Source organism: Aquiflexum lacus, assembly GCF_015476655.1.
Lineage (GTDB): Bacteria > Bacteroidota > Bacteroidia > Cytophagales > Cyclobacteriaceae > Aquiflexum > Aquiflexum lacus.
On record NZ_JABFHF010000001.1, the window covers coordinates 167,381 to 193,472 of the forward strand.

A 26,092-nucleotide genomic window follows, 5' to 3' on the forward strand; every position below is an offset into this window, starting at 1 on the left:
TTCTTTTGCAGGTAGGTTTTTAAATATATCAATAAACCTATGGGAGAATCATTATACATCATTATCGCAGGCATAGTGGGCCTGGGATTGGGCGCTGTCATTGCAGGCCTTTTTATCCAAAACAATAACAAAAAGCTTGAAGCAGAAGCCAAGGAAAAAGCAAAAAGCATCATCCGTGAAGCGGAGATTACGGCAGAGGCCACCAAAAAAGACAGGATTTTGGAGGCAAAGGAAAAGTACCTGAGACTCAAGTCGGAGTTTGAAGAGGAGATGAACAAAAAGAAAAACATCATCCTTACCAACGAAAACAAAATCAAGCAACGGGAGCAGGTCATGTCCAAGGAATTGGAACAGATCAAAAGAAAAGAAGCCGAACTCGACAGCAAGAAAGAAAACCTCAGTGCGCAGATGCATGCCGTTCAGGTTAAGAAAGAAGAGCTCGACAGGGTCACCAATCAGAGGATATCCGATCTTGAAAAAATTGCTGCACTGACTAGAGAAGAGGCCAAAGACCAATTGGTCGAAATGCTCAAGGACGAGGCCACCACCAAAGCCTCCTCACAGATCAAGGATATCCTGGACAATGCCAAGCTTACAGCTACCAAACAGGCCAAAAAGATAGTTTTGGACACTATCCAAAGAACAGCAACTGAACATGCCATTGAAAACTGTGTTTCCGTTTTCAATATCGAGAGTGATGATGTCAAGGGCAAAATCATCGGTAGGGAAGGTAGAAATATCCGTGCTTTGGAAGCGGCTACAGGTGTGGAGATTGTGGTGGACGATACGCCTGAGGCGATCATTATTTCAGGCTTTGATCCGGTTAGGAGAGAGGTGGCGAGATTGTCTTTGCACAGATTGGTACAGGATGGCAGGATCCACCCTGCAAGGATTGAAGAGGTGGTAGCCAAAACCGAAAAGAACATTGAAGAGGAGATTGTGGAGATTGGTGAACGGACCTGTATTGAATTGGGAGTACATGGGCTGCATCCTGAACTGATCCGGATGATCGGCAGGATGAGGTTCCGTTCTTCTTATGGACAAAATCTTTTACAGCACTCAAAGGAAGTAGCCAAACTTTGTGCTACCATGGCTGCGGAAATGGGTCTGAATGCCAAGTTGGCAAAGCGTGCAGGATTGCTGCATGATATCGGAAAAGTTTGGCCGGAAGAGGCTGAACTCCCCCATGCCATCCTTGGTATGGAACTGGCCAAAAAATACAAGGAAAACCCCGAGGTATGTAATGCCATCGGTGCCCACCACGATGAGATTGAGATGACTTCGATGATCTCCCCCATTGTTCAGGCTTCTGATGCCATATCCGGCTCAAGACCTGGCGCAAGACGGGAAATCATGGACAGCTATATCAAGCGTCTGAAAGAGCTTGAGGAACTTGCCTTAGCCTTTGACGGTGTCAACAAATGTTTTGCCATGCAGGCAGGACGTGAATTGCGTGTATTGGTAGATGCCGAGAACGTGGATGATGCCACCGCAAGCAAACTTTCCTTCGACATTTCCCAAAAGATTGAAAAAGAAATGCAATATCCCGGTCAGATTAAGATCACGGTGATCAGAGAGATGCGGTCAGTGAATTATGCTAAATAAGTTGGGGAGTTGGAAGTAGGGAGTGGGAAGTTTTGGGTGGAATTTGTCCGATGACCCCTGCCTGCCGGCAGGCAGGGATGACGGATGTTAGGTTGGTTAAAACTTTAAGGTTCGTCATTTTGAAGGAGCTTAGATTGAACTTGAAACTGAATTCTAGTGCGAAGTGAAAAATCTCTATACTAGTCAAAATGATAAAGAGAGGAAAAAGCTTCGCCTTGTCACTTCGATCCCGATTGCTATCGGGAGAGAAGTCTATCTCGGGATTTAAGAGGATTACTTGGTTCAAGAATAAAACACAATGTTGGAGGTTTGAGGCTCCCATAAAAAATCCAGAAGGGATTGAATCCCGATAGGGTATTTGCCCCGGGTGAAACCCGGTGGGAGAAAAGAAAGAAATGAGCGTATCCAAAAACCCTGAAAGTGTTTAATTAGTTGTCTCCTGGGTTTAGGGGACTTAGTATGATTGCCGGCACCATTCGTAAATAGTAACACAGTTATTTTGAGTAAATATTTGAATTAGGCTTTTGTGAAGTAAATATACTTAGTGATGTGAGTGGGGACACTCATATGGGCGACCTTGGTGATGGGATGAAGGATAATGGAATTATAAAAATTGAATTGTAAATTCAACCCATGTTCAGAAGAGGTTTGATTTTTACGTTGTTTGGTGGCCTGATTACTTTAGGTCAGGAATTGTTATTATTGCTGAGAATCAAATCGCTCCACGCTGCCGATATTCAGGTTTTGGAAAAACATTTCCCTTATTTCCGTAACCTTAATCCAAAACACCGAAAGGAATTTAAAAAACGTTTGGCAAGGTTTTTAGCCCAAAAAACAATGATCCCCCGAGGAGGACTGAAGCAGGTGACCCGGGAGATGCAGTTGCTGATTGGTTCAACAGCTGTAATGGTTACTTTTGGATTCAGGGGAGTTTCGCTCAAACATTTCAAAAAAATCCTCATCTATCCCGACAATTACTTTTCTACCATCAACCAGCAATATCATAAAGGGGAAGTCAATCCCAAACTAGGGGTAATTGTATTGTCTTGGCGTAGTTTTGCAGAGGGCTTTCTTTACCCAAGTGATGGTGTCAATTTGGGCGTCCATGAAATGGCCCATGCCCTCAAACTGGAAAATCAGATTCATTACAATAGGGAAAGTAATTTTTTCAATCCAACTCGTTGGGAGACTTATTCCGAGCTTGCTTCCCTTGAAATCCGCAAAATCCAATCAGGTGAAGCATCCATATTCAGATCTTCCGCAGGGAAAAACAGCCACGAGTTTTTTGCAGTTGCTTTGGAAACATTCTTTGAAAAATCAGCGGAGTTAAAGGGGTATCATCCGGAATTTTATCAGGCACTTGTTTTTTTGTTGAAGCAGGATCCTTTGGTTTTGGGAGGAGAGGAGAAAAATACGCCTTAAACTTTTTTAATATTGAATATGTTTTTTCATATATTAAGAAAAAATATTCAGGTCATGGAAAAAATCGTAATTGAGGTGGATGAGCTAACTGCGGCCAAGTGGGATTCAGTTGAATTGGAGAAAAAAAAAGAAATTTCAAAGAAGATCAGTCAATTGTTAAAGGTAAGTTTGAACAAAGATAAGGTTGATTTTTGGGCTTTTGTGGACGAAATTCGAAATGAAGCCAAAGCTAACGGACTTACAGAGGAGGAACTTGAAAAGATATTGAATGAATGATGGTTTCAGATTTTTATTAGATACTAACGTTTTGGTGAGTGTCATTTTATCACCAAATAACTCCTGTAGATTTGCTTTGGAAAAAGTATTCAAAAATTAGACTAAACTATACCAACGGTATTGCCATCCTTTTAATTATTCACCTATTTCGCTACCAATAGAAACTTCCATTTATGAATATCAAGACCTTCTTCCCACTATTGGTATTTTTTCTAACCAATCAAATCATCATTGCCCAAACCATACAGCCGCAATACCAAAAACAGGTGGAGGAATTGGCGAAAAAACCTATGGTCCAAAAAGCCTTTGATTACATCAAATCCATCGATGATCAGACCATCAAGGATATGATTTTCTTGACTGAGATACCTTCGCCTTCTTTTCACGAAAAGGAAAAAGGTTTGGCTTTCGCCGAATTGTTGAAAAAAGCCGGGGCGGATTCGGTATGGATAGATGAGGTTGGGAATGTCATTGGAAAGCGTAAGGGAACAAAGTCGGAGAAGACCATTCTTGTCGAGGCACATTTGGATACGGTATTTCCTTTTGGTACAGATGTAACAGTCAAGCAAAAAGGGGACACACTTTTTGCCCCTGGGATTGGAGATGCGACAAGGTCTCTTTCGGTGGTGATTGCTTTGGTCAAGACTTTCCATCAATTCGATATCCGTACGGAACATGATATTTGGTTTGCGGGAACAGTAGGGGAAGAAGGATTGGGAGACCTGAAAGGGATGAAGCATCTTTTTAGGGAAGGTGTACATCCTTTGGCTGCCCATATCGCCATAGATGGGGGAGGATTGGAAGATATTGTGAATGGAGGCATTGGTTCGCTCAGGTACAAGGTCATGTTCAAAGGTTCAGGGGGACATTCTTATGGTGCTTTTGGAATCGGAAATCCTCACAATGCCCTGGCCAATGCCATCACCGCATTTGTCCCAAAGGCAGATGCATTTACCAAGGAAGGACCTAAGACTACTTACAGTGTTTCGGTTTTGGGTGGCGGCACTTCGGTCAACTCGATCCCTTATGAATCCTGGATGTTGGTGGATATGCGTTCGGAAAGTCAGGAAAAACTGAAAGGTATCAATCAATTGTTTCTGACCACTATGGAGGAAGGATTGGAAAAAGAGAATGCTATTATCAGAAAAGGAGATCCATTGAAACTTGAGATCGAAAAAGTAGGGGACAGGCCAAGTGGTTTGGCGGACCCTGAATCACCCCTGATTCAGCAGTCAATGGCTGTAGCAAAGTTTCTTTCCGGAAATGATCCGGTATTGAGTTCAAGTTCTACAAATGCCAATATTGCCCATTCATTAGGCATCCCTGCCGTAACTGTCGGAAAAGGTGGTGTCGGTGGAGGTGCCCATAGCTTAGGGGAATGGTGGATGAACAAAGACGGTTATCTGGGGGTTCAGAATGCTTTGTTGTTGGTTTTGATGCAGGGAGGGGTGTAGAAGCGAGAGATTAGAAGCGAGAAGTTAGAATCAAGATGAAAGAGCCAAGAACAAAGACTGAAGAAATGAAATTGATATTATAAAAAGAGGGAAGTTTTTATTCTATAACTAAAACCATTAATTTAGTTAAAATTTGAATTGTATGATTTTTAGAAATTATTCTGATTGGCTTATCAGCCTTTTATTACTTCTATTCATGTTTGGCAGTTTTGCCTGTACAGAGAAAGGAAAGGATAATCAGGATAATAATGTTCTTCCTGAATCGAAAGCCATAAACCTAACCATTATTGATTCAATTCAAATTCCATTTTTAGGCAACCCAATGGTTCAGGATATTTCACCTAGTCAGCAGCGCATAGTTTTTATGGATCAGAAAGAGTTCACTGAGGATATTTTTATAGCGGATTTTGAGGGAAATATTTTATCTTCTTTTTCCAAACTTGGAGATATGCCGGATAATCATGGCGGAATCCGTGCGCCTGTTTTTATTTCTGGGGAGGACAGCTTATTGATTTATGGCAATCGGGGTTATCTTACATTTGATATGGAGGGTAAAATGCTTTCTTTGGTTAAGTCAAAGGAATTTACCGGGTACAACTTTGCTTTCTTTGGCATGGGGCGAGCTTTCGAGAAATATGAAAACAAACTACTCTATTTCGATCAAGGGTCAAGAAAAGAAGATTATACTCTAATCAGCCTTTATGATGAATTACGGGTTCTGAATTGGCATCATCCCAAAACCGGGGAGAAAACCCCCTTCAATTCATTACCTGAAAACAGCACTTTTAAATCGGGTAAGTATTTTTTCAGACAAGCTTGGTTTCCTGCCTTTACCATAGCAGATAACATGATATATGTGGTTTATGGCATAGAGCCGATGATCTATGCCTTTGATGTTGAGGAGCCTCATGAACTCAAAAGAAGCATTCCTTTGAATCTGAATGATTATGAATTGTTTCCTGGATTGATTGAGTTTACTCACGATTTTAGGAAACTGGGAATTGGACGTGAATGGGGGAGAGTGGAAAATATTAAAAAAATAGGAGATTTTTTTGTTATAGCTTACTTTCCAGGAAATGATGCCAAAGACAGAGAATTATTGTGGGAAAATAAAACTCCCGAGGAAGCGATGGCTTTTAGAGAAAGCATGCAGAAAAAATATCCTAAGAGAATTCAAGTGACAGACTTGAAAGGAAATCAACTCCTTGACTTTGCCTCTGATCGATACCATCCCGAAACCATGCTTCTGCGTGATGGACAATTATGGGTAATGGCCAAACCCAACCCTGATGTTGAAGAAGATTTTTTTAAGGTTTATAGGTTAGTATTGGAATAAAAAACTTCAATCTTCAATTATTGGAAATGGGTTTTGAGATACTTGAAATAAAGTAGAAATATGGTTGAAATATTTCGCCCCATCACAAAGTCAAATATTTCTTTCAAATCACTTTTAATAATATCCATAAATATCACTCTTCAAATATCCATAAGTATCGCTTAAGGCATATTTCAAATGATATCACCGAAGGCATACCTGCCCGCCGTAGGAGGGGATCCATTTATATCACGAAGTATATATCATTTAGAACTTCTTTCCACCTCCCTCAAATTCTCCAATTTTTTATTCCTCAAAAATCCATTGATATCCTCAAAGTGTTCCTTGACACGCTTATTGCCGAATTCGAATACCTTGGTCACCAAGCCATCCAAAAAGTCCCTGTCATGGGAAACCACAATCAGGGTGCCGTCAAAAGCTTTCAAAGCATCCTTAATAATGTCTTTGGTGCGCATATCGAGGTGATTGGTCGGTTCATCGAGGATTAGGAGGTTTACAGGTTCCAGTAAAAGTTTCACCATGGCCAAGCGGGTTTTTTCGCCGCCCGACAGGACTTTGACTTTTTTGTTGATATCATCACCTTTGAACATAAAGGCACCCAAGAGGTCCTTGATTTTGGTTCTGATCTCCCCGACGGCAATCTGATCTATGGTGTCAAAGATGGTCAGGTTTTCATCCAGCAGTGATGCTTGGTTTTGGGCAAAGTAGCCGATCATGGCATTGTGCCCCAATTCACATTTTCCATCAAATTCGATTTCCCCCATGATGGCTTTGATCATGGTGGATTTTCCTTCTCCGTTTTTCCCGACAAAAGCCAGCTTCTGTCCGCTTTCAATGATCATGCTGGCATCTTTGAACACCACATGATCGCCATAGGATTTGGTCAACTCGTCCACAATGACAGGATATTTGCCGGATCTTGGAGAAGGAGGGAAACGCAGTTTCAATGCTGAAGTATCTACTTCGTCCACCTCAATGATTTCCATTTTTTCGAGCATCTTTACCCGGGATTGTACCTGCAGGGTTTTGGAATAAGTGCCTTTGAAGCGGTCAATGAATCCCTGAATATCCGCAATCGTACGCTGCTGCTCTTCGTAATGCTTCTGCTGCTGCTCGCGGCGTTCTTTTCTGAGTTCCAGGTAATGGCTGTATTTGGCTTTGTAATCGTAGATTTTACCCATAGTCACCTCAATGGTCCGGTTGGTGATATTATCCACAAAAGCCCTATCGTGGGAAATGACCACGACCGCCTTGGCTTTTTCCATCAGGAATTCTTCCAACCACTGAATGGATTCAATATCAAGGTGATTGGTAGGTTCATCCAAAAGGATCAGATCCGGTTTTTGAAGGAGGATCTTGGCCAGTTCAATCCGCATTCTCCAACCCCCTGAGAATTCGGTAGTAGGTCTATGAAAGTCCGTTCTTAAGAATCCCAATCCCAACAATACTTTTTCCACTTCAGCCTCATAGTTGACCTCTTCTATGGCATAGAATTTCTCACTCAGTTCGGATACCTGCTCTATGATTTTGTAATAATCCTCCGAATCATAATCTGTCCTGACTGTCAGTTCCTCATTGAGCCTTTCTATTTCGGTTTTCATGTCAAGATAGGAAGCAAAGGCTTTGGCGGTTTCATCGAAAACAGAACAGTCATCGGCGGTCAGCAAATGCTGTGGTAGGTAGGCTATGATGGAATCTTTTGGCGCAGAAACACCACCTGTTGTGGCTTTTGTGGCACCTGCGATGATTTTGAGCATGGTGGATTTGCCTGCCCCGTTTTTACCCATCAAGGCGATTTTATCATTTTCATTGATGGAAAAGGATACATTGCTGAAAAGGGCCTGCCCGCCATGGATGACGGAGATATTGTCTACTGAAATCATGAGAAGAAATTTGAAGCGGCAAAGGTAGGTTTTTATTGAAATAAAGTAGAAATACGGTGGAAATATAGTTGAAATAGTGGCCATCCTGAGATTCTGTGCGCGAGAGAGATTTGGAAAGGTTTAATATTTATAAAATTGGAAGAACTTGTCCGCCGTGGCGGATTGGAAGATTGGAAAATTTAAAAATTGTAAAATTGGGGTTAATGGGTATATGTTGGTGAACGGGTTGTGCACTTTCCTTTGAAATCCTGTCCTTTCCAGCCAATGCGTTTGGTAATTGGGTTTTTTTCAGCGGATTTATTTGTTCTTCCTCAGCCCTGAAAGGGCGGCATACCCAAGCGTTGGGTGAAGCCCAACGATTTGGGGATATTAAAACCCCAAGGTGTCCCAGGCCTGAAAGGCCGAGATATTATCATAGTAACATTGCAAGGTTTTTATCAATCTAAAATCTATCAGGGGCTTTCGGGCCTAAAATCCAAACTCCCATCTTGAATAGATGATTCCTCTGGTTTTATCTATCCTCGATCATTAAACAAATTTTGTTTCGGAACAATTTTTGCATTAAACCAATAAAAAATAATCAAAAAGCTATGAATAATTATCAAAAATTAGAAAAAATGGATAGGGCTTTAAGGATGATGGAAGACCTTAAAAACAGTCAGGTTGCCATGGTGGAAAAGTCTTCAAAGCTTCAAATGGATGCTATGGAATTCAACTTCTCAGATATGGAAAAGAATATGGGGGAGTTATTCTCCCGATTTAATGAAACTCTTGATACCATCAATGCCGAGATAGAGCGCTTTGAAATCAAAAGGAATAAATTTGAAGAAAAACACGGATTGGACAAAGAGGAAGAGTTAAGTTCAGGAAGTAATTAAATTTCTTTTTAGAGAATAAAGAAAGAATGGAAAAACCGCCTTCCTCCGTGATAATGGCGGTTTTTTTTATTCCTCTGGGAATATACTGCGATCAATCCAAATTCCAAATCTTGAATTAATTTCATTCGAATTCTGATTTTGGAATACCACTTTGTCTGATTATAGAGAGAAGCGGACCTGTTCGAAGTTCTTTATGATTCGGTACAGGAACAGTAATTGTTGTTTCGAACAGTTTCTTCTGGATGATGATATGACTTCCTCGCTGTCGAACCTGTTCAAAGCCATTCTTCTCTAAAATCTGACATGTCTCTTTACCAGATAACACCCGCATTAGATCGCAATTTGAATTCGAGTTATTAAAACTTCGTCGTGAAGTCTTTTTTTCACTTCCTGCTCCGATGCGGTTTCGAAAAAAAGTTCAAGTGCTTCGATTAAGTTGCTGCGAGCCTCCTCTATGGTGTCTCCTTGACTTGCAACATCTAGTTCTGGGCATAGGCTCACATATCCATCACCCTCTCTTTCAATTATCGCGGTTAATTCTCTATTTTGTTTCATGTTCTCAATTTAGTGGATTTGTGGCTATGCTCCCAAAGAAGAACTAATATCCTGCGCTTCTTTAATCACATCAGCAGGATAATTGGATAATTCCAAAATCTTAATCGCATTTCTTGTTTTTAGTTGCCCGGATTTAATGGTATGGTCGAAATGAAGCGCTTTGTTTTCTACTGTCTCGGTAAAGTGGTATAAGTCATATTCCTGGGCTAGCAAATCCACCAATTCAATATCGTGTGTGGCTACAATGACGATATTTTCATTGCGGTTTAAATAGGAAAGTATTGCCTTGGCCGAAGCAATTCTTTCGATGGTGTTGGTCCCTTTAAATACCTCATCCAAAACGAAAAGATTTTGGTCGGCATATTCAACTTGCGCTAGTAAGGATGCCATAATCCCTACTTCCTGGAAGTAATAGCTTTTCCCATCAAACAAATCATCGTCTATCCTAATCGATGAAAATTGTTTGAGAATTGGGGACATGAATTCGTCAGCGAAACAAGTATAAATTGTCTGGGCAAGGATTGAATTAATGATCAGTGACCTTAAAAATGTTGATTTTCCGGACATGTTGGACCCTGTGATCAAAATGCTTTTATCCTTTATGGTCAGATTATTTTTGACGCAATCCTCGATTAAGGGATGATATAGATTTTTAACAATCAGCTCCTTTTTTGCTGAAATAAATTTTGGCAAACAGGTTTTTTCTTTTCCCGCTCGTAAAGAAGCAATAGAAGTGGCTGTATCAATATGGCCCACATAGTTGAATAGGTATTGAATGGATGCTTTTTTGGATTCCAATTCTTTGGTTATTCTGTAGAGGGCAAACACTTCCACCAAAAAAAACGCCTTGACCAACTCAATCAGATAGGTTGCAACAAAGCTCAATTCAGATTGGATGCCGTTATCGCTGCTAAGGTTTATGAGAAATACCTTTTGTTGAAAAGACTTCAAATCTGAGATGCTTCCCTCAATAGTTTTGTCGGAAAACTCATCGCCTTTTTTAACCAACACCTTAGATACGTTGATCAGGTTATTCAATTGGGGAAAAGACCTGAGAAACTGTAATGTATTGTTCTTATTCCAATAATGTAAAAACATGTTTAAGGTTAAAAAAAGGATCATAACCAACAACAGTACCGGAAATTTGAAAGACAGAATTAATAGAGAAACCAGAATAACTACATCCAAAATGAGAAGTTTAAACCATTTTGGTTTTTCCAAAAGTTTGTCCTTTAGTAGGGTAGTGATGTAGTAGGCTCCGTTATTATTCAGTTGTGAGAGTTCCAGCTGTATAGATTCCCTGAGATGTTTGTCGCCGGTAAATAGTTTAATAAGGTTTTCCGATGGATCAACAGGAATTTTGGCTGGTTCTATCAATTTTCTGAAAAGGTACTGTTGACCTACTTTACTGCTGGTCCGATCTATAAATTCAAAGAGGCCATAAAAGTCTATGTCCTCGATCGTTTGGTCACTCAGTCGATGAAACTTCTCGGATTTTACTGTGTCTGCATATTTGGATATCCTGTTAAAATCGAACGAATCCAATTTGGGTTTGCCCCAGGAAGACTGGATTTCTTCAAGTTGCTTTTTCTTGTTTCCTTGTTTATTTCGGTAGAATACAAAAACCAATATGATGATCCCAATTGTCCCTAGAATAAGATATTCCATCTTGCTAATTCTTGTCGTTTAATTGCTTACTTTATTTAAAAGCCATTAAGTTATCGAAATTGCTTTGGTTTCTGCTTTTGTTCGGCAAGATCTATGATTTCAAGGATTCGTTTTTGTCTTGTTTCCGGTCGTTTGGCAAGGACAAGCCACTGCAGGATATTCCTTTTGTCCGACCTGCTTAATCCTAAATAATAGTCTTTGGCATTTGGTTTTTTTTTGAGTTCATCTTCCAAGTCTAGGGGAATGATCAGTGCTTCAGCTTCATCCAAAATTATCCATGAGCCATTTTGCTTTGCCTTTTCAATGATTTTAAAACCTGCTTTTGTCATTAAGCCTTCTTTTATCAGCCGGTCTACTTTTTCTTTATTTATTTTCGACCAGACACTCCTCTCTTTTCTCGGGCAGAAAAACTGCATAAATTTTTCATCATCTATCGGCTTGGCTTTACTGTCTATCCAACCAAAACAAAGTGCTTCGTCCACTGCCTCGTTGTATGCTATTGTCGGGACATTGGCTTTCTTTTTATAATAAATCAGCCAGATGGATTGTTTGATGTCATGATTGTCCTGAAGCCATTCACGCCATTCTTCTCGGTTTTTGGGGTAAAAGGTTTCTAATTCTTTTTCCAATTTTATCTTTTAATTTTTGATTAACCCTAAGTAAATTTTCAAAACTTCCAGTCCTTAACCGCATTCCCTGAAGAGATTCAAGGTCCTTATCTTCAATCACAAAATAAAGATTCAATCGACCTTTACTTGGATTTCTATTTTAATTTCCTACAAATCCACTGACATCATCATTGTATCCTGAAATAAATCCATCCAAAGAGCTTGCAACATAATAAACTATTTTTCTCATAAGCTGATCAATTTTCGGATCAAGGCAATTTGTCCAAGATGGTAATAGCCATGTTCAATGACACCCTCAATATTTCGAAAATAGGTGCCGTATTTTTCGTCCACAAAAGGTTCATCTAATTTACTATCGGGCAGTTTTGCAACTTCCCTTACAAAATTCTCGGAATTAATCAGAAATTCGTCAACCAATTTTTTCCAATCGGTTTCGGATTCAATGGGAGGGAGGTCAAAGCTATACTTATCCCTGATCTCAAGGTCACCACCTCTGAAGACGTTGAGGATTCCTCCCAAATAATAGTTGACGTGATAAGTAAGGGCAGCAATGGTATTTAACGATCCGATCTTTTGAGTGGCTTTTTCCCAAGTCACACTTTCCAGTTGTGCTTTGAAATTTGTATTCGCAATCCAACGTCCGTTCAGTAAAACTTCATTCAATCGGTTTGCGAGATCTGAATTTCTTTCCATCCTTGAGTTGTTTTGTGATTTCAGTTCATGACATTTTTAATAAGATTTTTTTTCAAAATAGCCGATGAAGTGATCAGACCGCTCATCAATGCTCCGCCTATTCCACAGGAAACAATATCCTGCCCCGTAAGGTACAGGTTCTTAAAAGGCGTATGTGGAGTGAGGTGTTCATTTCGGAATCGAGCGGGACTATGTTCCAGACCATATATTTCACCTGATTGGTAGCCTGTAAAATTTTTAGTGGATAAGGGTGTAGAAAGCTCGTAATAATCTATTTGTCCCCTTAAATGCGGAAGTTGTTGGTAGAGGTTTTCCAGCAATCGCAAGGACCATTTCTCTTTCATGGCATTGTAATCTTCCCCTCTTTTCCCCCAACGGGTATCTTCCCAGTTTTTAAACCACTCATATGGTGCCAGTGAGATTATCTCAATGGTGGAAGTCCCGGGATAACGCTTTTCCCAATCCGGATCTTTGGCCGAAGGAAAAGAAATATATACCACTGGAAATGGATTCTCATCCGGATTAGACAGGTAAACACTGACATTTTTATCATGGTCATAACCGGGATAAATCCAGAAATTGGAAGTAGGCAATTGGAGTTCCTTACTGCTTTTCTTCAAACCGATATATAGACATATATGTGCTACGGATGCACGCAAACCATCAAATTGACGTTCCATTTTGGGATAAATCGGATGCTGCTTGTCGATGAGTTTTTGAAAGGTATTCAATACTCCTGCATTGCTGATGATGCGGTCAGCTTTCAGTACATGGTCATCTGCCATGCGCACGCCTACTGCCTTATTTCCTTCGAAAATAATCTCCTTCACCTCAGCATTGGAATACACATCCCCGCCTCCTGCTGTGATTTGGGGATAGATGTTTTCTGCAATTTTGGCTGATCCGCCCACCGGAAAATATCCGCCATTGAAATAGTGATTGACCAGAATGGCATGCATGGCAAAACTGCTTTCCCCCGGAGGGAGCCCATAATCCCCATATTGGCCACAAAGTACTCCTATTAGTTTTTTACTATCCGTAAAAGTATGGAGCATTTCCAGCGTAGTAATATCCGAGAATTTAAGAAATTTCCTTGATGTCCATTTTCGAACCCATTTCCCGACCAATCCTGGAACCGCCTTCATTCTATAGAAATCTTTGCTGCTTATAATTACATTTTTCACTGCCTCCATGTAGCGGTCAATGGCAGCATGGTCCTGAGGGCTATCAAATTCAGATTTTAGTTTGGCGACAAGATTTTTACGGCCTTTTACCAGGCTATAGGTTTTATCTCCAAAGACAATTTTATCATACACCTCTCCCATGTCCTGCCACTCTAGATTTCCCTGTGTGATATATCTGAAAAGACGGGACATAAGTTTTCGCTCATTGTGCATATCACCTACATAATGAATACCCACATCCCATTCGTAATCTTTCCTTTTGAAAACATGGGTAAAACCCCCGATAGTATAGTGTTTTTCAAGCACCAGCACTTTTTGACCTTGCTTGGATAGTAGAGCTGCGGTGGTAAGCCCACCCAATCCCGATCCAATGACAATAGCATCATAATGACCGGAGGGTTTGTTTTGTTTGTAGGAAGGGAAATTGCGCACGATGAAGCTTTTATTTAAATATAATGCAATTGCAGGATATCGCAGTTAAAAAATTCTTTTAATTCCATGATTTGGTTCTTTGGTTTAAAAACGAAATAATTTTGATAAGGCCAAAGGAAAAAAATTGAATCTCTCTAAACTTTTTCCAATACAAATGGTGAAATTAATTTCATCACATATTCTTCAAAAAAATAATGGGTAATTGACCTTAAAATTTCCGGGCATGTTTTTATAAATGTTCTAAAAATCAAATTTTAATCACCCCATTTTTGTATTAGGAAAAATCACCTTTTCCGGACTTTTTTTGAGTTCTTCCATCACTTTTTCAAAAAGTTCCTTCTTAACTTTACCTGAGTTTTTGGGTTCAACCAAATATCGCACTATCACTTCTATCCATGTATTGTTATGCGCTTTTAAAATAACAGAAGGATATTCATTTACATCCAGTTCGTCTACGGGAGTATCTGCCAAGATTTTTTTAAAGCGCTTTACCCGCCTAACCATTGCTTCACCTATTTTTATCTCAACGATACGTTTTATAGTTTCGCTGGTAAATTTAAAATCGCTATCATAAGATATGAAAAAACTGAGTTCATTCCAGATGAAAGGGAATAGGGGCCACGAATAATTATAAACATATTCACTGAATACTTTTGAGTTGGCAAATCTTATAATGCGCCCACTCGGATGGTCTGCAGATAGATAGTCGCCATTAAATTCCCAAAGGGTTGTATCCAAATAGCTAACATTGATGACATCCCCAAAGACATTGCCTATCCGGATCCTGTCACCGACTTCATAAGGCTTTCGGATCAGGATGTATAGCCATCCAAAAAAACTTGTGATAAGATTTTGCAAAGCAAAACCAAGTACAAGTGATACAATGCCGAATGAAACCGCGGCCGCATACCAGTTTGCAAATAACAGCGAAAGGATTATGCCAAGGATGATCACAGCTCCAAAAAAGTCGGCAATCCTGTTGAAATTAAATTCTTTGGTTTTATCCTCAATTTTGCGATTAACTAATTTTTTCAAAAGCCTTGTGGCCAATAAAACCAAAGAAATTAACATTACTGCGAGCGCAATTTTTTGCGCCAAAGGAATATAAGTGCTTGAAATGGGTATTCGTTTCCAACCTAATAGAAAATATAATACACCGCAGCCTAAAAAAACGATAGCGGTGATACCCAGAAATGGGGCCTCTTCCTCCAAAGCAACAGTACTTTCTTTTTGAACAGAAATAGAAGTTTCACTTAATGCTCTTTGGACTTTTTCATCCTTTTTGATGTTTTCTATTTCTTGATCTTCCAAAGAGTCTGATGCTTCCATATATGATATAAATTTAGTAGATGTATTTCTTATTGTTTTTTAAACCTTCAAATCCTAACTGGTGATTATTACATTTTTATATTTCCTTCCTTAAAAGTTTTTTACCTGCTGTTATCTTTTATTTACAGTGAAATAAACTGTACTTCCATTACCCTCTTCTGATTCCAGCCAAATTTTTCCGCCCATTCTTTCAATACTTTTCCTGACCATCGCCAGCCCCATACCTGTACCCTCGAACTGCTGCCGAGGATTCAGACGTTTAAACAAATTAAAGACCTCCTGCCTTTGATCTTCTGCTATTCCAATCCCGTTATCTTTAATCATAAAAGTATAATAAGTATCAAATTCTTCCATTTCAATGGAAACAACCGGTATTTTTCCTTTGGGAACAAATTTGATTGCATTGGAGATAAGATTTTGAAATACCTGTATGAAAGCAGTTGATGAACCTTTTAGGATAGGTAATTTTTCGCTGGTGACTAAGGCATTTGTTTCTTCTATTTCCTTTTGAAGAATTTCCTGAACTTCCAGAAATACCACATTCAGATCCACGGATTCAGTTGTGCTGGCATCGGAAGATTGATGATATTCCAGTAAATCAGCCATCATTTTACTGAGCCTGATTGCTGCATCCAGGGCCAAATCAATATATTTTTCTCCTTTTTGATCAAGGTTTTTTCCATACTTTTCATGAAGTATGGTTAAAAATGAATTCACCAGCCTAACCGGTCCTTTTAAATCATGTGAAACAGAGTAAGTAAACATTTTCAAATTTTCATTTACATCTTTCAGTTCTTTATTTAATAATTCAATTTCTTGATTTTTGCGCATTAATTCACGCTTATTATTGATCAGTTCGTTATTGAGAGAGGTAAAGTCATTTAAAAAAGCTTCATTCAATTCCTTTTGCTTTCCTGTGCCAATGATACGGCCCACCTTTTTTTCTGTTTTTCTTATCTGATTTGCTTGTTCACTATTAATCATCATTATTTCTTCCAATACTTTTTCTGTCGATGTCAATTCAGTATTCCCACAGAGTAAAACCCTTTCATCCAGTAAATAACCGGAAAAAGTGAAGGTAATCTGCTTACCATTATTGCTTAGGGTCAGCAGGGTATTTACCTCCATAGACTTTTCCTTAACAGACAGCCAAAAATCTCCCAATTCCTTCATTGATTTTGGCGAAACAAGACTATGCAAACCCACAGGAAGCTTTATGTTTTCGAGTAAGGATCCGGAGTCTAAAAATATTTGTTCGACAACACCTTGTTGATTACAGGCAAGTATTATTCGATACTTAATTTTATCCTTTTCCATATCATGGATTTACAAGTTCATTAGCCCTTGAAACTGCCTGATTTGCATTTTCGGCAAAAGCATCTGCTCCTACTTTTTTCCAAAGTTCCGGATTACTCAGAAATGGATAGCCACCTACCATTATTTTTAAATCGGTGAAATCCTCATTTTCCCTTATTTTTTTAATTAAAGAAACTGCCTTGCTTACATGGATTGGGAGGGAAACTGAAAGGGCAAGTAAATCTGCCTTGTATTCATTCAATGCTTCCTGCAATTGTTTTTCAGGCATATTTGCTCCAAGATAATAGGTGTCCCATCCATCCATCTCAAAAAAATCAGATACCATGCGTATACCTAATTCGTGCAACTCACCTGTAATCGAACAGGCAACCAATGTATTCCCCTTGCGGTTGGTGGAAAAAATATGATGGTATAAACCCGACATAATCTGTTGGGTCGCAGCCGTACAATAATGCTCATGTGCAACAGTAATTTTATTACATTGCCACAAACGGCCCACTTCATATTGTGAAGCCTGAAAAATAAACTCATAAATATCTTTGATTGAAACTCCCTGTTGAATCAATTCTGTGATCATAAGTGTAGCCTCACGCCTTTTTCCCTCCAACAAATAGTTCAGATAGACCACTGCTTCTTCTTTTAGGGGATTGTCATCGGTGATATGCGATATACTTACTTCCCTACTATCTTTGAGTTGTCTTTTTGCGGCGGTAACATACTCTTTTGTGGCAGCTGAATATTGGCTGCCCAAAATTTCTTGGATAGCTTGTTGAAGATACTCCAGGTTATGGTATAGATCTGCCTCCGGGATATTTCGTGATTTCAGCATGGCTGCTGCCCAAAGAATGTAATTGGTATACATATCAGGGAGATCCATGGTCAATGCCTCAGCCAGAAATTTGAGATGAAAAATAGCATTTTCATAACAAAGTTGCTTCCCCTGTGCTCTGAAGCGATTTTTCAGATTAGAATCGTTTTCAAAATGTGAGCTGACGATATGATTGGCCAGTTCACTGGATTTTTCAGTAAACAATTGTACATTTAGCGTGCTCATTATTAACTGCTTATATGTTCGAACTTGGTAAGCTCCCAACTTTTAGGGACTAATTTCAATCGTTTGGGAATATTTTTATGAGAGTCCTTTAAATGACGGCGATGCCAGTATTCAAAATCTTCTTCAGTATCCCAATATAGTCATGAACGTTCAATTGAAGCATTGGTTTGCCTATTGCCCAAAGTCGAAAAATGAATTGACTTTTGTTGATGTATTGCTGAGCTGTAGGTACAAAAAAACCACATCATTTTTTATGGCTTAACCTTTACATCCTCAAAAGTATTTTTTTCACCTGCTGTTATCTTTTGAATAATGGTAATATCACCTGTAGTTTCCAGAATTATCATCTCGATTTCATCTAAAGTGGAAAGACCTTCAAGTCGGGCTGCGCTATAGATTTCCTCTTCTGTTATCCTTTCGTTTTTCATAGCCTGATGCATAAAGTTACCCTTATAAAAAATTAATGATGGGCTGCTGGTGATCAAGGTTTTTACTGCTTTGATCCTAACCGCCAACCACGTTAATATAAACTGAAATCCAATAAATAAAAAAATAGCAGTGACACCATTGGAAAGTGGTATGTTTTTATTGAGCGCAACACTGGCCATAATTGACCCTAAGGCAACGGTAACAACAAAATCAAAGGCATTCATTTTGGCCAAGGTCCTTTTGCCTGAAACCCTTAATAAAAACACCATAGCGAAATAGGCTAATGGGGTTATGAAGATTACCCTCAGTAAGCTATCCCAACTGTCAAACAAAATATTTTCCATATACTAAAGATAGGTCATTTCCTTGGAATTAAGGGGATGGTGGAAAATGGCAAAATTTATTTGATTACAATTAACCAGCAAGGAAAATGGTGGGTAGTCCAAAATAATTTATTAAACCCAAGATAATCAATAAGGCACCTGCAATGACTTGCACATATTTCCCTAAGGTGTTTTTAATGTATTTCCCAGTTTTAAGTCCTATAAATGTAAATACCATAGAAAAGAAAGCTATAAATAATGCCATCTCTAGCGGGTTGACATCCCCAAGCCCAAAGCTGAGGCCCACCAGCAAATTATCAAGGCTGAGGCCTAAAGCAATTAACAAGAGGCCTTTGATCGATATTATATATTCAATCGACTCTTCCTTTTCCTTTTTACTCTTTAAGCTGGAGTAGATGGTATAAATTCCGAGACCAATCAATATCAGGCTCCCTGTAATGTTGGCATAATCATCTATGAAAGAACTTAGATAGCGCCCAATGAATAGCCCTACCAGTGGTACTGTAAATTCCACAAGGGTGAAAATCAAAACTATTCTCAAATGGTATTGGCCTGTACCCAAGGCACCTAGACCAAATGCAAAAGATAAATTGTTTGAGGCAATGACAATTCCTAAAAGTATCAGGTCAATCGTGTCCATTCATTTGTTTTGTGCCAACGATAGGTTTAAATATATGTCAATGCAATTTATAGATTTTTGTTGCCCCTAAAGTGAATATAGGTCAAAATATTGGGCTTCCCAACAAGAGAAGGGTCTCGACTGACTGTAGTTTCTCGATTAAACCAAATGAATTGAACATATTCCTCCTTTTCATTTTCTTCTTGGTTCTACGTTGCATTAAGCCTAATGATACCTATTCAACTTTATCAAACTGAAAAAAATTGTAATATAAAAATGAGTACGAATGAGCTGCATTTTTTTGAAACATGATTTCTTCACCTCCATCCATTGCCATGAATTCCAATTCGCCGGTTTGAGCAAGAATTGAATTTAGATAGCCATGAGTATCAATCATTTTTAATCTCCCATTTTCCATTTTAACTTCAATCACAAATTCTCCATCTACACCGGGAACAGGACCTCCTTCTTCGTTATATCGATATTTTCCGGTTAGATTTTTTAATCGTTCCGGGTCAGATTCATAGGGATCAATTATTTTTGGTTCCAAGATTCCCCATCCATAGTAAGTTGAAATAGAAAGTAGGATTTCATTGATCAAAGGACGTCCATTGTCAGCATTGGTCATGATGATTACCCCATCACCTTTGTAAGCAAAGGCCATCATATTTGTTGTAAATCCCTCATTTTTACCCCCATGTTGGAATATCAAGGAATCAGCTTCCCATTTTAGTGCAGGACCCAATCCCCAATTATTCAACTCTTCTGTCAACATCAATTCAATGGTTTCTCTGGATAAGATGCCCTTTTCTTTTCCAGTCAGGATATCCTGAATTTCTATACAATACCTGGCCAAATCTGAAGGTGTTGTCCACAGACCTGCGGCGGCTTTTTCTGAATAATTATGCCAATTTCCGTCCACTGCTTCCCCTTTTCTATTGAAAGCAATACTGGCTGATGACTCAAAATTAACCGGCAAAGGTTGTTCATACGTGCTATTGCTCATTGCTAAGGGCCGTAGGATTTTATCATGCATTACTTTTGCAAAACCCAACCCGCTGACATCTTCCACTACTTTCTCCATCAAAGTGTACCCACCTCCCGAATACCTCCAAATACTACCGGGGATAGTATCTAAGATTACAGCAGGCGTATTTCCTTCGCCGTTCAGCACCTGAATTAGGGTTGGTAAGGGTTCATCTACAGGGTAGCCCGGAAAGCCATGTCCTGTTAATCCCGATGTATGGGAAAGTATTTTCCTCAGCGTAACTTTTTCAGTTTGGGTGAAGTCAGTGTCAGGTATCTTCCAATCTCTTAGGTAAGTATTGACATCCTGATCCAGATCAAGGACTCCTTCTTCAGCCATTTTCAATACTGACAAAGCCGCCACTGGTTTGCTGATGGATCCTGCCTGAAATAGCGTATTAGGAGTGACTTCAACCACCTCGTTTGCTACTACATTTGCGATTCCATAGCCTTTGGCCCAATGTAATTTCCGGTCTTTTATCACTGCGATGCTCAAGCCCGGCACCTTGAAATGATCCATTCGCTTTGATATGGTGTGTTTTGTTGGCAAGTCACCATCAATTTGTATAGTCGTGATCAGACCGCTTTCGATATCTTCTATTTCTGTATGAAGTGAATTATCGACCTCACCGGCACAAGCGGTGAAAAAAAGTAAGGTAAGTAAAAATGGGGTGAGATTGGTTTTCATTTGAAAGATAAATCGAATAATAGATTACTATATTAAGCGTTTTATCCTTAAGAGTTCAATGATTTCAAATACATTGTTCAAGAGATGCTTAATTTTTCTTGATCCTTAGGAGTTGATTGCCAATTGCCATATACCAAATTCCATTGCCCATTCTCTGACTGTTTTTAAAATTCGCATGCAGATTGGTAGTGGTTTCTTCTGCTTCATTCCAGCTTATACCGCCACTATTAGTTGATGCGATTACATCATTTACTTGATAGACATCGTTAGGACAAACACTTTTTTGAAGTATCATCAATCCATTATTGACAGATTCAAACCCTATCATCCTTGCACTGCCATCATTAATGGTAACCCAAGTTTCACCTCCATTTGTTGATCTAATTACTTTTCCCGAAAGAACTACTATCAAGTTGTTTTCATCAATAACCTCGACATCCCAGACTGAAGCATTTTCCAGTTCGATTGTTTTTATTAATTGTCCATTGGTATCAATGACTACTAATTTTCCACCTTTGCCTGAAATAAAAATCCTGTCTTGAAATCACAGGCTTCTTCAAACTGACTTATAAAATTATCATCAACAATTTCCTGGCATGATAGAAAAAAGATCATTCCGAAAATTAACCATATTGATTTTTTCATATCTTTTACTAATTGCTTCGCCAGTTTCGCTCTATATCTATTTCTGTAAGAAATCTTCCTTTCTCAATTGTCCCGATTTTCTCCCCACCACAATTGTATAAGTCACAAGAAACGACAGTCCATAATCGAATACTTTTATAATCCTTATCTCCCGCATAATCAGGCGATAACTCCTCCATCTTAACAATCTCGATAGCGCTTTTATTTTGGTCTCCGAAGTAAGTGGAAAAGCAGCCATCTTTGGTTGTTCCCTGAATTATAAATCCATCAAAAACAGTATTTTTGGCAGATTGAAATTGCTTTTTACCAACTTCAAAGAGGGCCAATTTGGCAAAATAGGAATCAGCGGTATCAAGTGCCGGTGAGATAATTTTTAATGATTTCAGATTCTCTTTCGAGTCATATTTGGAGAACCCAAAATTTCTTTGTTGAATGGCTTTGTTGTCGGAAACACACCAAAAGCTTTCACGGAATATGGTAATCCCATCTTTCCAATCAAATCTCCAGGAAATGTTTTCCCCCAAAATCTTTCCATTTAACTGAATGGTTGTCTCAGTTTTAAAACGTTCGATCTGATTGTCTATTGGGTTTATTGACTCCGTTGTATCACAACCCACAATAATGAAAACTGTCAGGGTGAGTAATATTGATATAAATTTTCTCATGGGAGTATTTGCTTTATTTCACATTTGCGCCTTAAGGTTCAATGCCCGAAAGTATTACACGCTATATCCCAGACGGCATAATGTAAAAAACTGTCCTGGATATTCTATAATTTTATGAAATTTTTAGTTTGTTTTTGTCGTACTAAGATCAAACGACTTATTACAACATGATAGGTCGAAGGGGATTTTCACCTTCCCAAGAACCTACGGTTTTGTAGGGAACAAAATTTGCAAAAAGCTCCTCGCTATACCAGCCCAGGCTCCGGGTTTTTTGGATCACCTCGCTATGGATTTTGGAGCGGTAGGCATAATTCCGCATGGATTCCTCGTCTTCCCAAAGGCTGAAGGTGGCTTGCATCAGCCATGGATATTCTCCGATCCCGATGGAAAAAATCGATCCGTCCCTATCGTCCATATTTTTACTGACCGCAGGTACATAGCTCCAGAATTTTCTTAAAAAAAGAAATTTGATCCGGGCCCGGGTGATCACTGCAATAGGACCGGACTGGTAAGGGTGAATGGTTTCGAAAGGACTCCGCCCTGACCATGTTCCATGAACTTTGCTTGTTTTCATGTAAATGGTCCAGAACTCTGTGGCACGTCTTTGAAAACGGGAGAAATGCTTGGATTTATCAAAATAGTTAGCAGCAGCCTCTTCTGATTCCCAAACGGCAAGTAAGGAATATACATTCACATTGAGCATTTTGGAAAAGCCATTTTTTCCGCCGCTTCCCATCAACTTAAAGAATTCCAAACCTTGCACCTTTTTAAAGTCCTTGATGGATTTTTGCATTTGTGCAAAAATCCAGAACGCCTGCATTCCTTCAAATCGGAAAAGGGTAAAAGTGATGACTTGTTGTTTGGTGTTTGTGGATAAGCCCATTAGAAAAGCAGTTCAGTAAATTATTGAAAAGAGATAGATTCGAATCGTCTATTTGATTAACTGAAAATTTTAATTTTGGTTGCCCCGTGTATCCAACCAAAATTTCATCTGCCCTAATCCTTTCTGTGGGGCTCACCAACTGAAAGATATTATCAAAAGATTACCATTTGGAGTATTTTTAAGCTACGGGGACCCTAGTCGATCAATTGTCCAAGTTGCTTAAGACTCTATATTTCAAGTCGTCAAACTCATTGAAGTGTGCTTTTCCACATTTTATTTTCATTTGCTCGTCTCCACTTGTCAGACTAATTCCTTACTTATTTAAGTATTATTCTAATGCTTTTTTCCAGAATATACCTTGTACAATATCCAAAAAAAAGTCATTCCAATTCTTTAGAACTGTTCTTTTTTTAATTTATCTCCTATTTTGAGTTCTATTCCTTTTTTGCCACCAACAAATTCAATAGGAATAGATTTTAATCCATTTTCGGTATTCGCTGGAATTAAGCAACTAAAATGTAAATGTTCTACAGTACTTCGTCCTGTATTTCCAGATAGAGCAATTTTTTGGCCCTGCTCAACTTTATCCCCTATTTTGACAAGACTTCCTTTGTGAACTAAATGAACATATTGGAAAAAGACGCCTGAATTCGGTTCGTAAATTGTTATAAAGTTTGCGAAAGGTCTCCATTCTTTTCCTTTACCGGAAAGTTTGTACTGATCAATCACACCGACGACATATCCACTTGTGGCAGAACATATGGTGTCATTGGTTTTCATATCGAAATCCAGGGCATATCGAGAGAAGTCACTGTTATGGGTAAAATTTGAATTGTTACCCTGAATCACAGTATATTCTTTAGATTTTGGAAATGGAAATTCGACTTTGATAGGTTCAATTTTTTTTGATAAACTTCCCAATCTGGAACTAAAACTAAGTTGATTGTCAATTTTTTTTATGTTCGTATAAGTCAAAACAGTATCAGAGTCACTTTCCAATAAAATGGGTGCCGATTGATTGAAAATTTTTTGCAAGTCCTCATCGGCTGATAAAACCCAAACTCTTAGAGGGCAATGCAAAGGATTTTTTAATTCAATCCTTAAAGTTTCCTGTTTAAAAGTATATGATTTATGGTATTCATATTGATTGTATTTTTCATTTGGGAGTGTAGGAGTTTTACACCCAAACAAAATAGTTAGATTTAATAAAGTGACAATTATCAGGTTTAACGAATGTATATTCATAACTGGTTTTAGTTACCCTTTCTATACCTTTGGTCAATTTAATTACTTGGTAGTTTCCCTGTGCGAATAATGGCAATAAATTAAATCTTGTTTGGTCATGCCAAAACTCACTTAATCATTAGATGCTAAATAAAATTCTGTTTTATGTTATTACTTTTGCCGATGGCCCATAAATTTTAAAGTTTTTTTACTAAAGAATTGATTCGATATGTAGTTTTAATTTCTTAGAATCCAACACTATCACTTCATAGGATTTTACCTTTTGGTCTATCAAAGATGAATAAATAATCAGTTTATTTTTGAGGACAACCAACTCATCTTTTTTCAATATCTCCATATCCATTAAATCAACGTTGTTTGTCAACCAGGTGAGCAATTCATTGGTAAAATATTCAACTTGAAACTCGCCCTTCCTCACACTTTCAGGGACCTGCCCCTCGTAATAATCACTTAACTTTTTTTGAAGTGCTAAGTCATCAAATAGACTTAATTTCCCGGATGACTTCATCGAGCTATATGTTGAGGTTGTTGGTGCATAATTTTCTACTCCAAGAATCGAGGATAATTGACTATCTAGAGAGTCTAAATTATCTGATAAGAGTAGGTTCAATAATCTTTCTAGGTTTTCTTGATATTGAATATTTTTAGGAATCTGGTACTCTTCATAGGTTTTGATGTCATCCGAAAGGTCATTAATCAAGGAATTCATCAATAACCTGCTTTCTTTTCTATCTTGATTTAATTTTGCTCTTTCGTTGATGTAAAAGGCCAAGTAAACACCTAGAATTACTGCCAGAAAATTAAAAAAGTGATTTGTCCAGTTGTTGAATTTTCTTTTCATTTGAGTCTGGTTTTTCAATTTGCCCCTAAAGTGTCACTTTCATTTACCTTCAAACCGCTTGTTTGGGATAGCAGACCTATGACAATTTGAGGAGATATTTCATTTACTTAAAACTATCACTATCCCATTAATAATCAAAAACATTTCTACCTGAAAAAGCATTTACCAGACTCAAAATCTGCGATCTTCATCAATCAGTCTCAATTTTTTTGAAAAAATCATTCAATGCTTCCAAGGTTAAACGCTGTTGTGCTTCTAAATCAATTTCAGCTTTATCGTCAGTCAGTAATTTGCCTAAATATCCAAATTGAGAATGATTCCCGCCTTTTATTGCTATCAAAAAAGCGTTTTTAGGCAGCTTGTCTTTATTTTCCATTACTTCTGAAACACTCGCTAATCCATCAAATTCCCCATAGAGTTTGATGGTAGGCAAAATCCTGTTGGAGAGGTCAAAATCTCTCGGGTGGGATGTTCCCAATAAGAAAAGTCCCTTCATCAAATTTGGATTTTCAAATACGAATTGAGATGCCATTTTCGCTCCTTGAGAATGTCCACCAATGATGTAATTTCCATTTTTGAGGTCGAACAGGGACTCGATTTTTTTATAGTCCCAAAGCGGCATCCTCCAATTCATCTTAATAAGATGACAAGTGAAGCCATTTTCAGCAATTTTTCTGCAGAGTGGTGCATATGCCTTAGGGTCTGTCAATCCACCCTGAAAGAATATAATCTCATGTCGAGAATTTGAATTGATTGGTTCAAAAGTGATCTTCTCATTTGATTTCACAACTGTCACCTTGCCATCGTCAGTAAAGGTTGTTTCAGGAATGTTCCTCGATTGATAGGTTGTCCAATTCCAAATGAAAAATAGGGTAACAAGGCTAAACCAGACTATTCTAAAAATATTCCTTTTTTTAATTTTCATAATTTAAAGGTAAAAAAACCACTCTAAATTCCTCAGAACGCGTTATTTTATCTTGAATCTAAATGAA

General features: G+C 38.5%; 26 protein-coding genes. 6 read left to right on the forward strand and 20 right to left on the reverse strand.

Annotation, left to right across the window (positions count from 1 at the left end):
- The first annotated feature begins 39 nt into the window (after positions 1–39).
- The 5 genes from rny (at position 40) to HMJ38_RS00705 (ending at position 6,093) form a co-directional block, all read left to right on the forward strand.
- Positions 40–1,605, forward strand: a complete 1,566-nt coding sequence (gene rny, locus HMJ38_RS00685; protein ID WP_194972450.1) for a ribonuclease Y — start codon at positions 40–42, stop codon at positions 1,603–1,605.
- Positions 1,606–2,238: 633 nt separating this feature from the next.
- Positions 2,239–3,027, forward strand: coding sequence for a zinc-dependent peptidase (locus HMJ38_RS00690; RefSeq protein WP_194972451.1), 789 nt, complete (start codon positions 2,239–2,241; stop codon positions 3,025–3,027).
- A 54-nt stretch (positions 3,028–3,081) separates the two neighbouring features.
- A complete protein-coding gene (locus tag HMJ38_RS00695) occupies positions 3,082–3,303 on the forward strand; it encodes a hypothetical protein (protein WP_194972452.1) in 222 nt (73 codons plus the stop codon).
- A gap of 173 nt (positions 3,304–3,476) precedes the next feature.
- Positions 3,477–4,757: a M20/M25/M40 family metallo-hydrolase gene (locus HMJ38_RS00700; protein ID WP_194972453.1), complete on the forward strand. Its 1,281-nt coding sequence runs from the start codon at positions 3,477–3,479 to the stop codon at positions 4,755–4,757.
- Positions 4,758–4,899: 142 nt separating this feature from the next.
- Positions 4,900–6,093, forward strand: a complete 1,194-nt coding sequence (locus HMJ38_RS00705; protein ID WP_194972454.1) for a hypothetical protein — start codon at positions 4,900–4,902, stop codon at positions 6,091–6,093.
- 242 nt (positions 6,094–6,335) lie between these two features.
- On the opposite strand, the gene HMJ38_RS00710 is transcribed toward HMJ38_RS00705, so the two are convergent.
- Complete coding sequence (locus tag HMJ38_RS00710; protein WP_194972455.1) at positions 6,336–7,976, reverse strand: ABC-F family ATP-binding cassette domain-containing protein; 1,641 nt, start codon at positions 7,974–7,976, stop codon at positions 6,336–6,338.
- 590 nt (positions 7,977–8,566) lie between these two features.
- Between HMJ38_RS00710 and HMJ38_RS00715 the strand changes: the two genes are divergently transcribed.
- Positions 8,567–8,854 carry a hypothetical protein gene (locus tag HMJ38_RS00715; RefSeq protein WP_194972456.1) on the forward strand — a complete coding sequence of 96 codons (288 nt, stop codon included), beginning with the start codon at positions 8,567–8,569 and terminating at the stop codon, positions 8,852–8,854.
- Positions 8,855–8,975: 121 nt separating this feature from the next.
- Here HMJ38_RS00715 and HMJ38_RS25715 read toward each other — a convergent pair whose 3' ends face one another.
- The 19 genes from HMJ38_RS25715 to HMJ38_RS00810 form a co-directional block, all read right to left on the reverse strand.
- Positions 8,976–9,185: a type II toxin-antitoxin system HicA family toxin gene (locus HMJ38_RS25715; RefSeq protein WP_194972457.1), complete on the reverse strand. Its 210-nt coding sequence runs from the start codon at positions 9,183–9,185 to the stop codon at positions 8,976–8,978.
- Positions 9,185–9,409 carry a type II toxin-antitoxin system HicB family antitoxin gene (locus HMJ38_RS00725; RefSeq protein WP_194972458.1) on the reverse strand — a complete coding sequence of 75 codons (225 nt, stop codon included), beginning with the start codon at positions 9,407–9,409 and terminating at the stop codon, positions 9,185–9,187. The genes HMJ38_RS25715 and HMJ38_RS00725 overlap by 1 nt, the downstream gene beginning before the upstream one ends.
- A 24-nt stretch (positions 9,410–9,433) precedes the next feature.
- The gene (locus HMJ38_RS00730; RefSeq protein WP_194972459.1) at positions 9,434–11,077 is read right to left on the reverse strand and encodes a MutS-related protein; all 1,644 of its coding nucleotides are present in this window, start codon (positions 11,075–11,077) and stop codon (positions 9,434–9,436) included.
- 50 nt (positions 11,078–11,127) lie between these two features.
- On the reverse strand, positions 11,128–11,706 hold the full coding sequence (locus tag HMJ38_RS00735) for a YdeI/OmpD-associated family protein (RefSeq protein ID WP_194972460.1): 579 nt from the start codon (positions 11,704–11,706) through the stop codon (positions 11,128–11,130).
- Positions 11,707–11,931: 225 nt separating this feature from the next.
- A complete protein-coding gene (locus HMJ38_RS00745; protein WP_194972461.1) occupies positions 11,932–12,399 on the reverse strand; it encodes a DinB family protein in 468 nt (155 codons plus the stop codon).
- 20 nt (positions 12,400–12,419) lie between these two features.
- Entirely contained in the window at positions 12,420–14,015 is a 1,596-nt protein-coding gene (locus tag HMJ38_RS00750) for a phytoene desaturase family protein (protein ID WP_194972462.1), read from the reverse strand.
- Positions 14,016–14,273: 258 nt separating this feature from the next.
- The gene (locus tag HMJ38_RS00755; RefSeq protein WP_194972463.1) at positions 14,274–15,344 is read right to left on the reverse strand and encodes a mechanosensitive ion channel family protein; all 1,071 of its coding nucleotides are present in this window, start codon (positions 15,342–15,344) and stop codon (positions 14,274–14,276) included.
- A gap of 111 nt (positions 15,345–15,455) precedes the next feature.
- Positions 15,456–16,661, reverse strand: a complete 1,206-nt coding sequence (locus HMJ38_RS00760) for a sensor histidine kinase (protein WP_194972464.1) — start codon at positions 16,659–16,661, stop codon at positions 15,456–15,458.
- A gap of 1 nt (position 16,662) precedes the next feature.
- The gene (locus HMJ38_RS00765) at positions 16,663–17,715 is read right to left on the reverse strand and encodes a cobalamin B12-binding domain-containing protein (protein ID WP_194972465.1); all 1,053 of its coding nucleotides are present in this window, start codon (positions 17,713–17,715) and stop codon (positions 16,663–16,665) included.
- A gap of 251 nt (positions 17,716–17,966) precedes the next feature.
- Complete coding sequence (locus HMJ38_RS00770; RefSeq protein WP_194972466.1) at positions 17,967–18,488, reverse strand: DUF421 domain-containing protein; 522 nt, start codon at positions 18,486–18,488, stop codon at positions 17,967–17,969.
- A gap of 70 nt (positions 18,489–18,558) precedes the next feature.
- Complete coding sequence (locus tag HMJ38_RS00775) at positions 18,559–19,128, reverse strand: manganese efflux pump MntP (RefSeq protein WP_194972467.1); 570 nt, start codon at positions 19,126–19,128, stop codon at positions 18,559–18,561.
- Between the two features lie 214 nt (positions 19,129–19,342).
- Positions 19,343–20,821: a serine hydrolase domain-containing protein gene (locus HMJ38_RS00780; protein WP_194972468.1), complete on the reverse strand. Its 1,479-nt coding sequence runs from the start codon at positions 20,819–20,821 to the stop codon at positions 19,343–19,345.
- Positions 20,822–20,909: 88 nt separating this feature from the next.
- Entirely contained in the window at positions 20,910–21,233 is a 324-nt protein-coding gene (locus HMJ38_RS00785) for a hypothetical protein (RefSeq protein WP_194972469.1), read from the reverse strand.
- A gap of 241 nt (positions 21,234–21,474) precedes the next feature.
- Positions 21,475–22,131: a hypothetical protein gene (locus HMJ38_RS00790; protein WP_194972470.1), complete on the reverse strand. Its 657-nt coding sequence runs from the start codon at positions 22,129–22,131 to the stop codon at positions 21,475–21,477.
- 160 nt (positions 22,132–22,291) lie between these two features.
- The gene (locus tag HMJ38_RS00795) at positions 22,292–23,014 is read right to left on the reverse strand and encodes a DUF3291 domain-containing protein (RefSeq protein WP_194972471.1); all 723 of its coding nucleotides are present in this window, start codon (positions 23,012–23,014) and stop codon (positions 22,292–22,294) included.
- 202 nt (positions 23,015–23,216) lie between these two features.
- Positions 23,217–23,297: a hypothetical protein gene (locus HMJ38_RS25720; RefSeq protein ID WP_394355047.1), complete on the reverse strand. Its 81-nt coding sequence runs from the start codon at positions 23,295–23,297 to the stop codon at positions 23,217–23,219.
- A gap of 110 nt (positions 23,298–23,407) precedes the next feature.
- The gene (locus tag HMJ38_RS00800) at positions 23,408–24,049 is read right to left on the reverse strand and encodes a M23 family metallopeptidase (RefSeq protein ID WP_194972472.1); all 642 of its coding nucleotides are present in this window, start codon (positions 24,047–24,049) and stop codon (positions 23,408–23,410) included.
- Positions 24,050–24,449: 400 nt separating this feature from the next.
- A complete protein-coding gene (locus HMJ38_RS00805) occupies positions 24,450–25,100 on the reverse strand; it encodes a hypothetical protein (protein WP_194972473.1) in 651 nt (216 codons plus the stop codon).
- 190 nt (positions 25,101–25,290) lie between these two features.
- Positions 25,291–26,025, reverse strand: coding sequence for an alpha/beta hydrolase (locus HMJ38_RS00810; RefSeq protein WP_194972474.1), 735 nt, complete (start codon positions 26,023–26,025; stop codon positions 25,291–25,293).
- Positions 26,026–26,092: the final 67 nt, after the last annotated feature.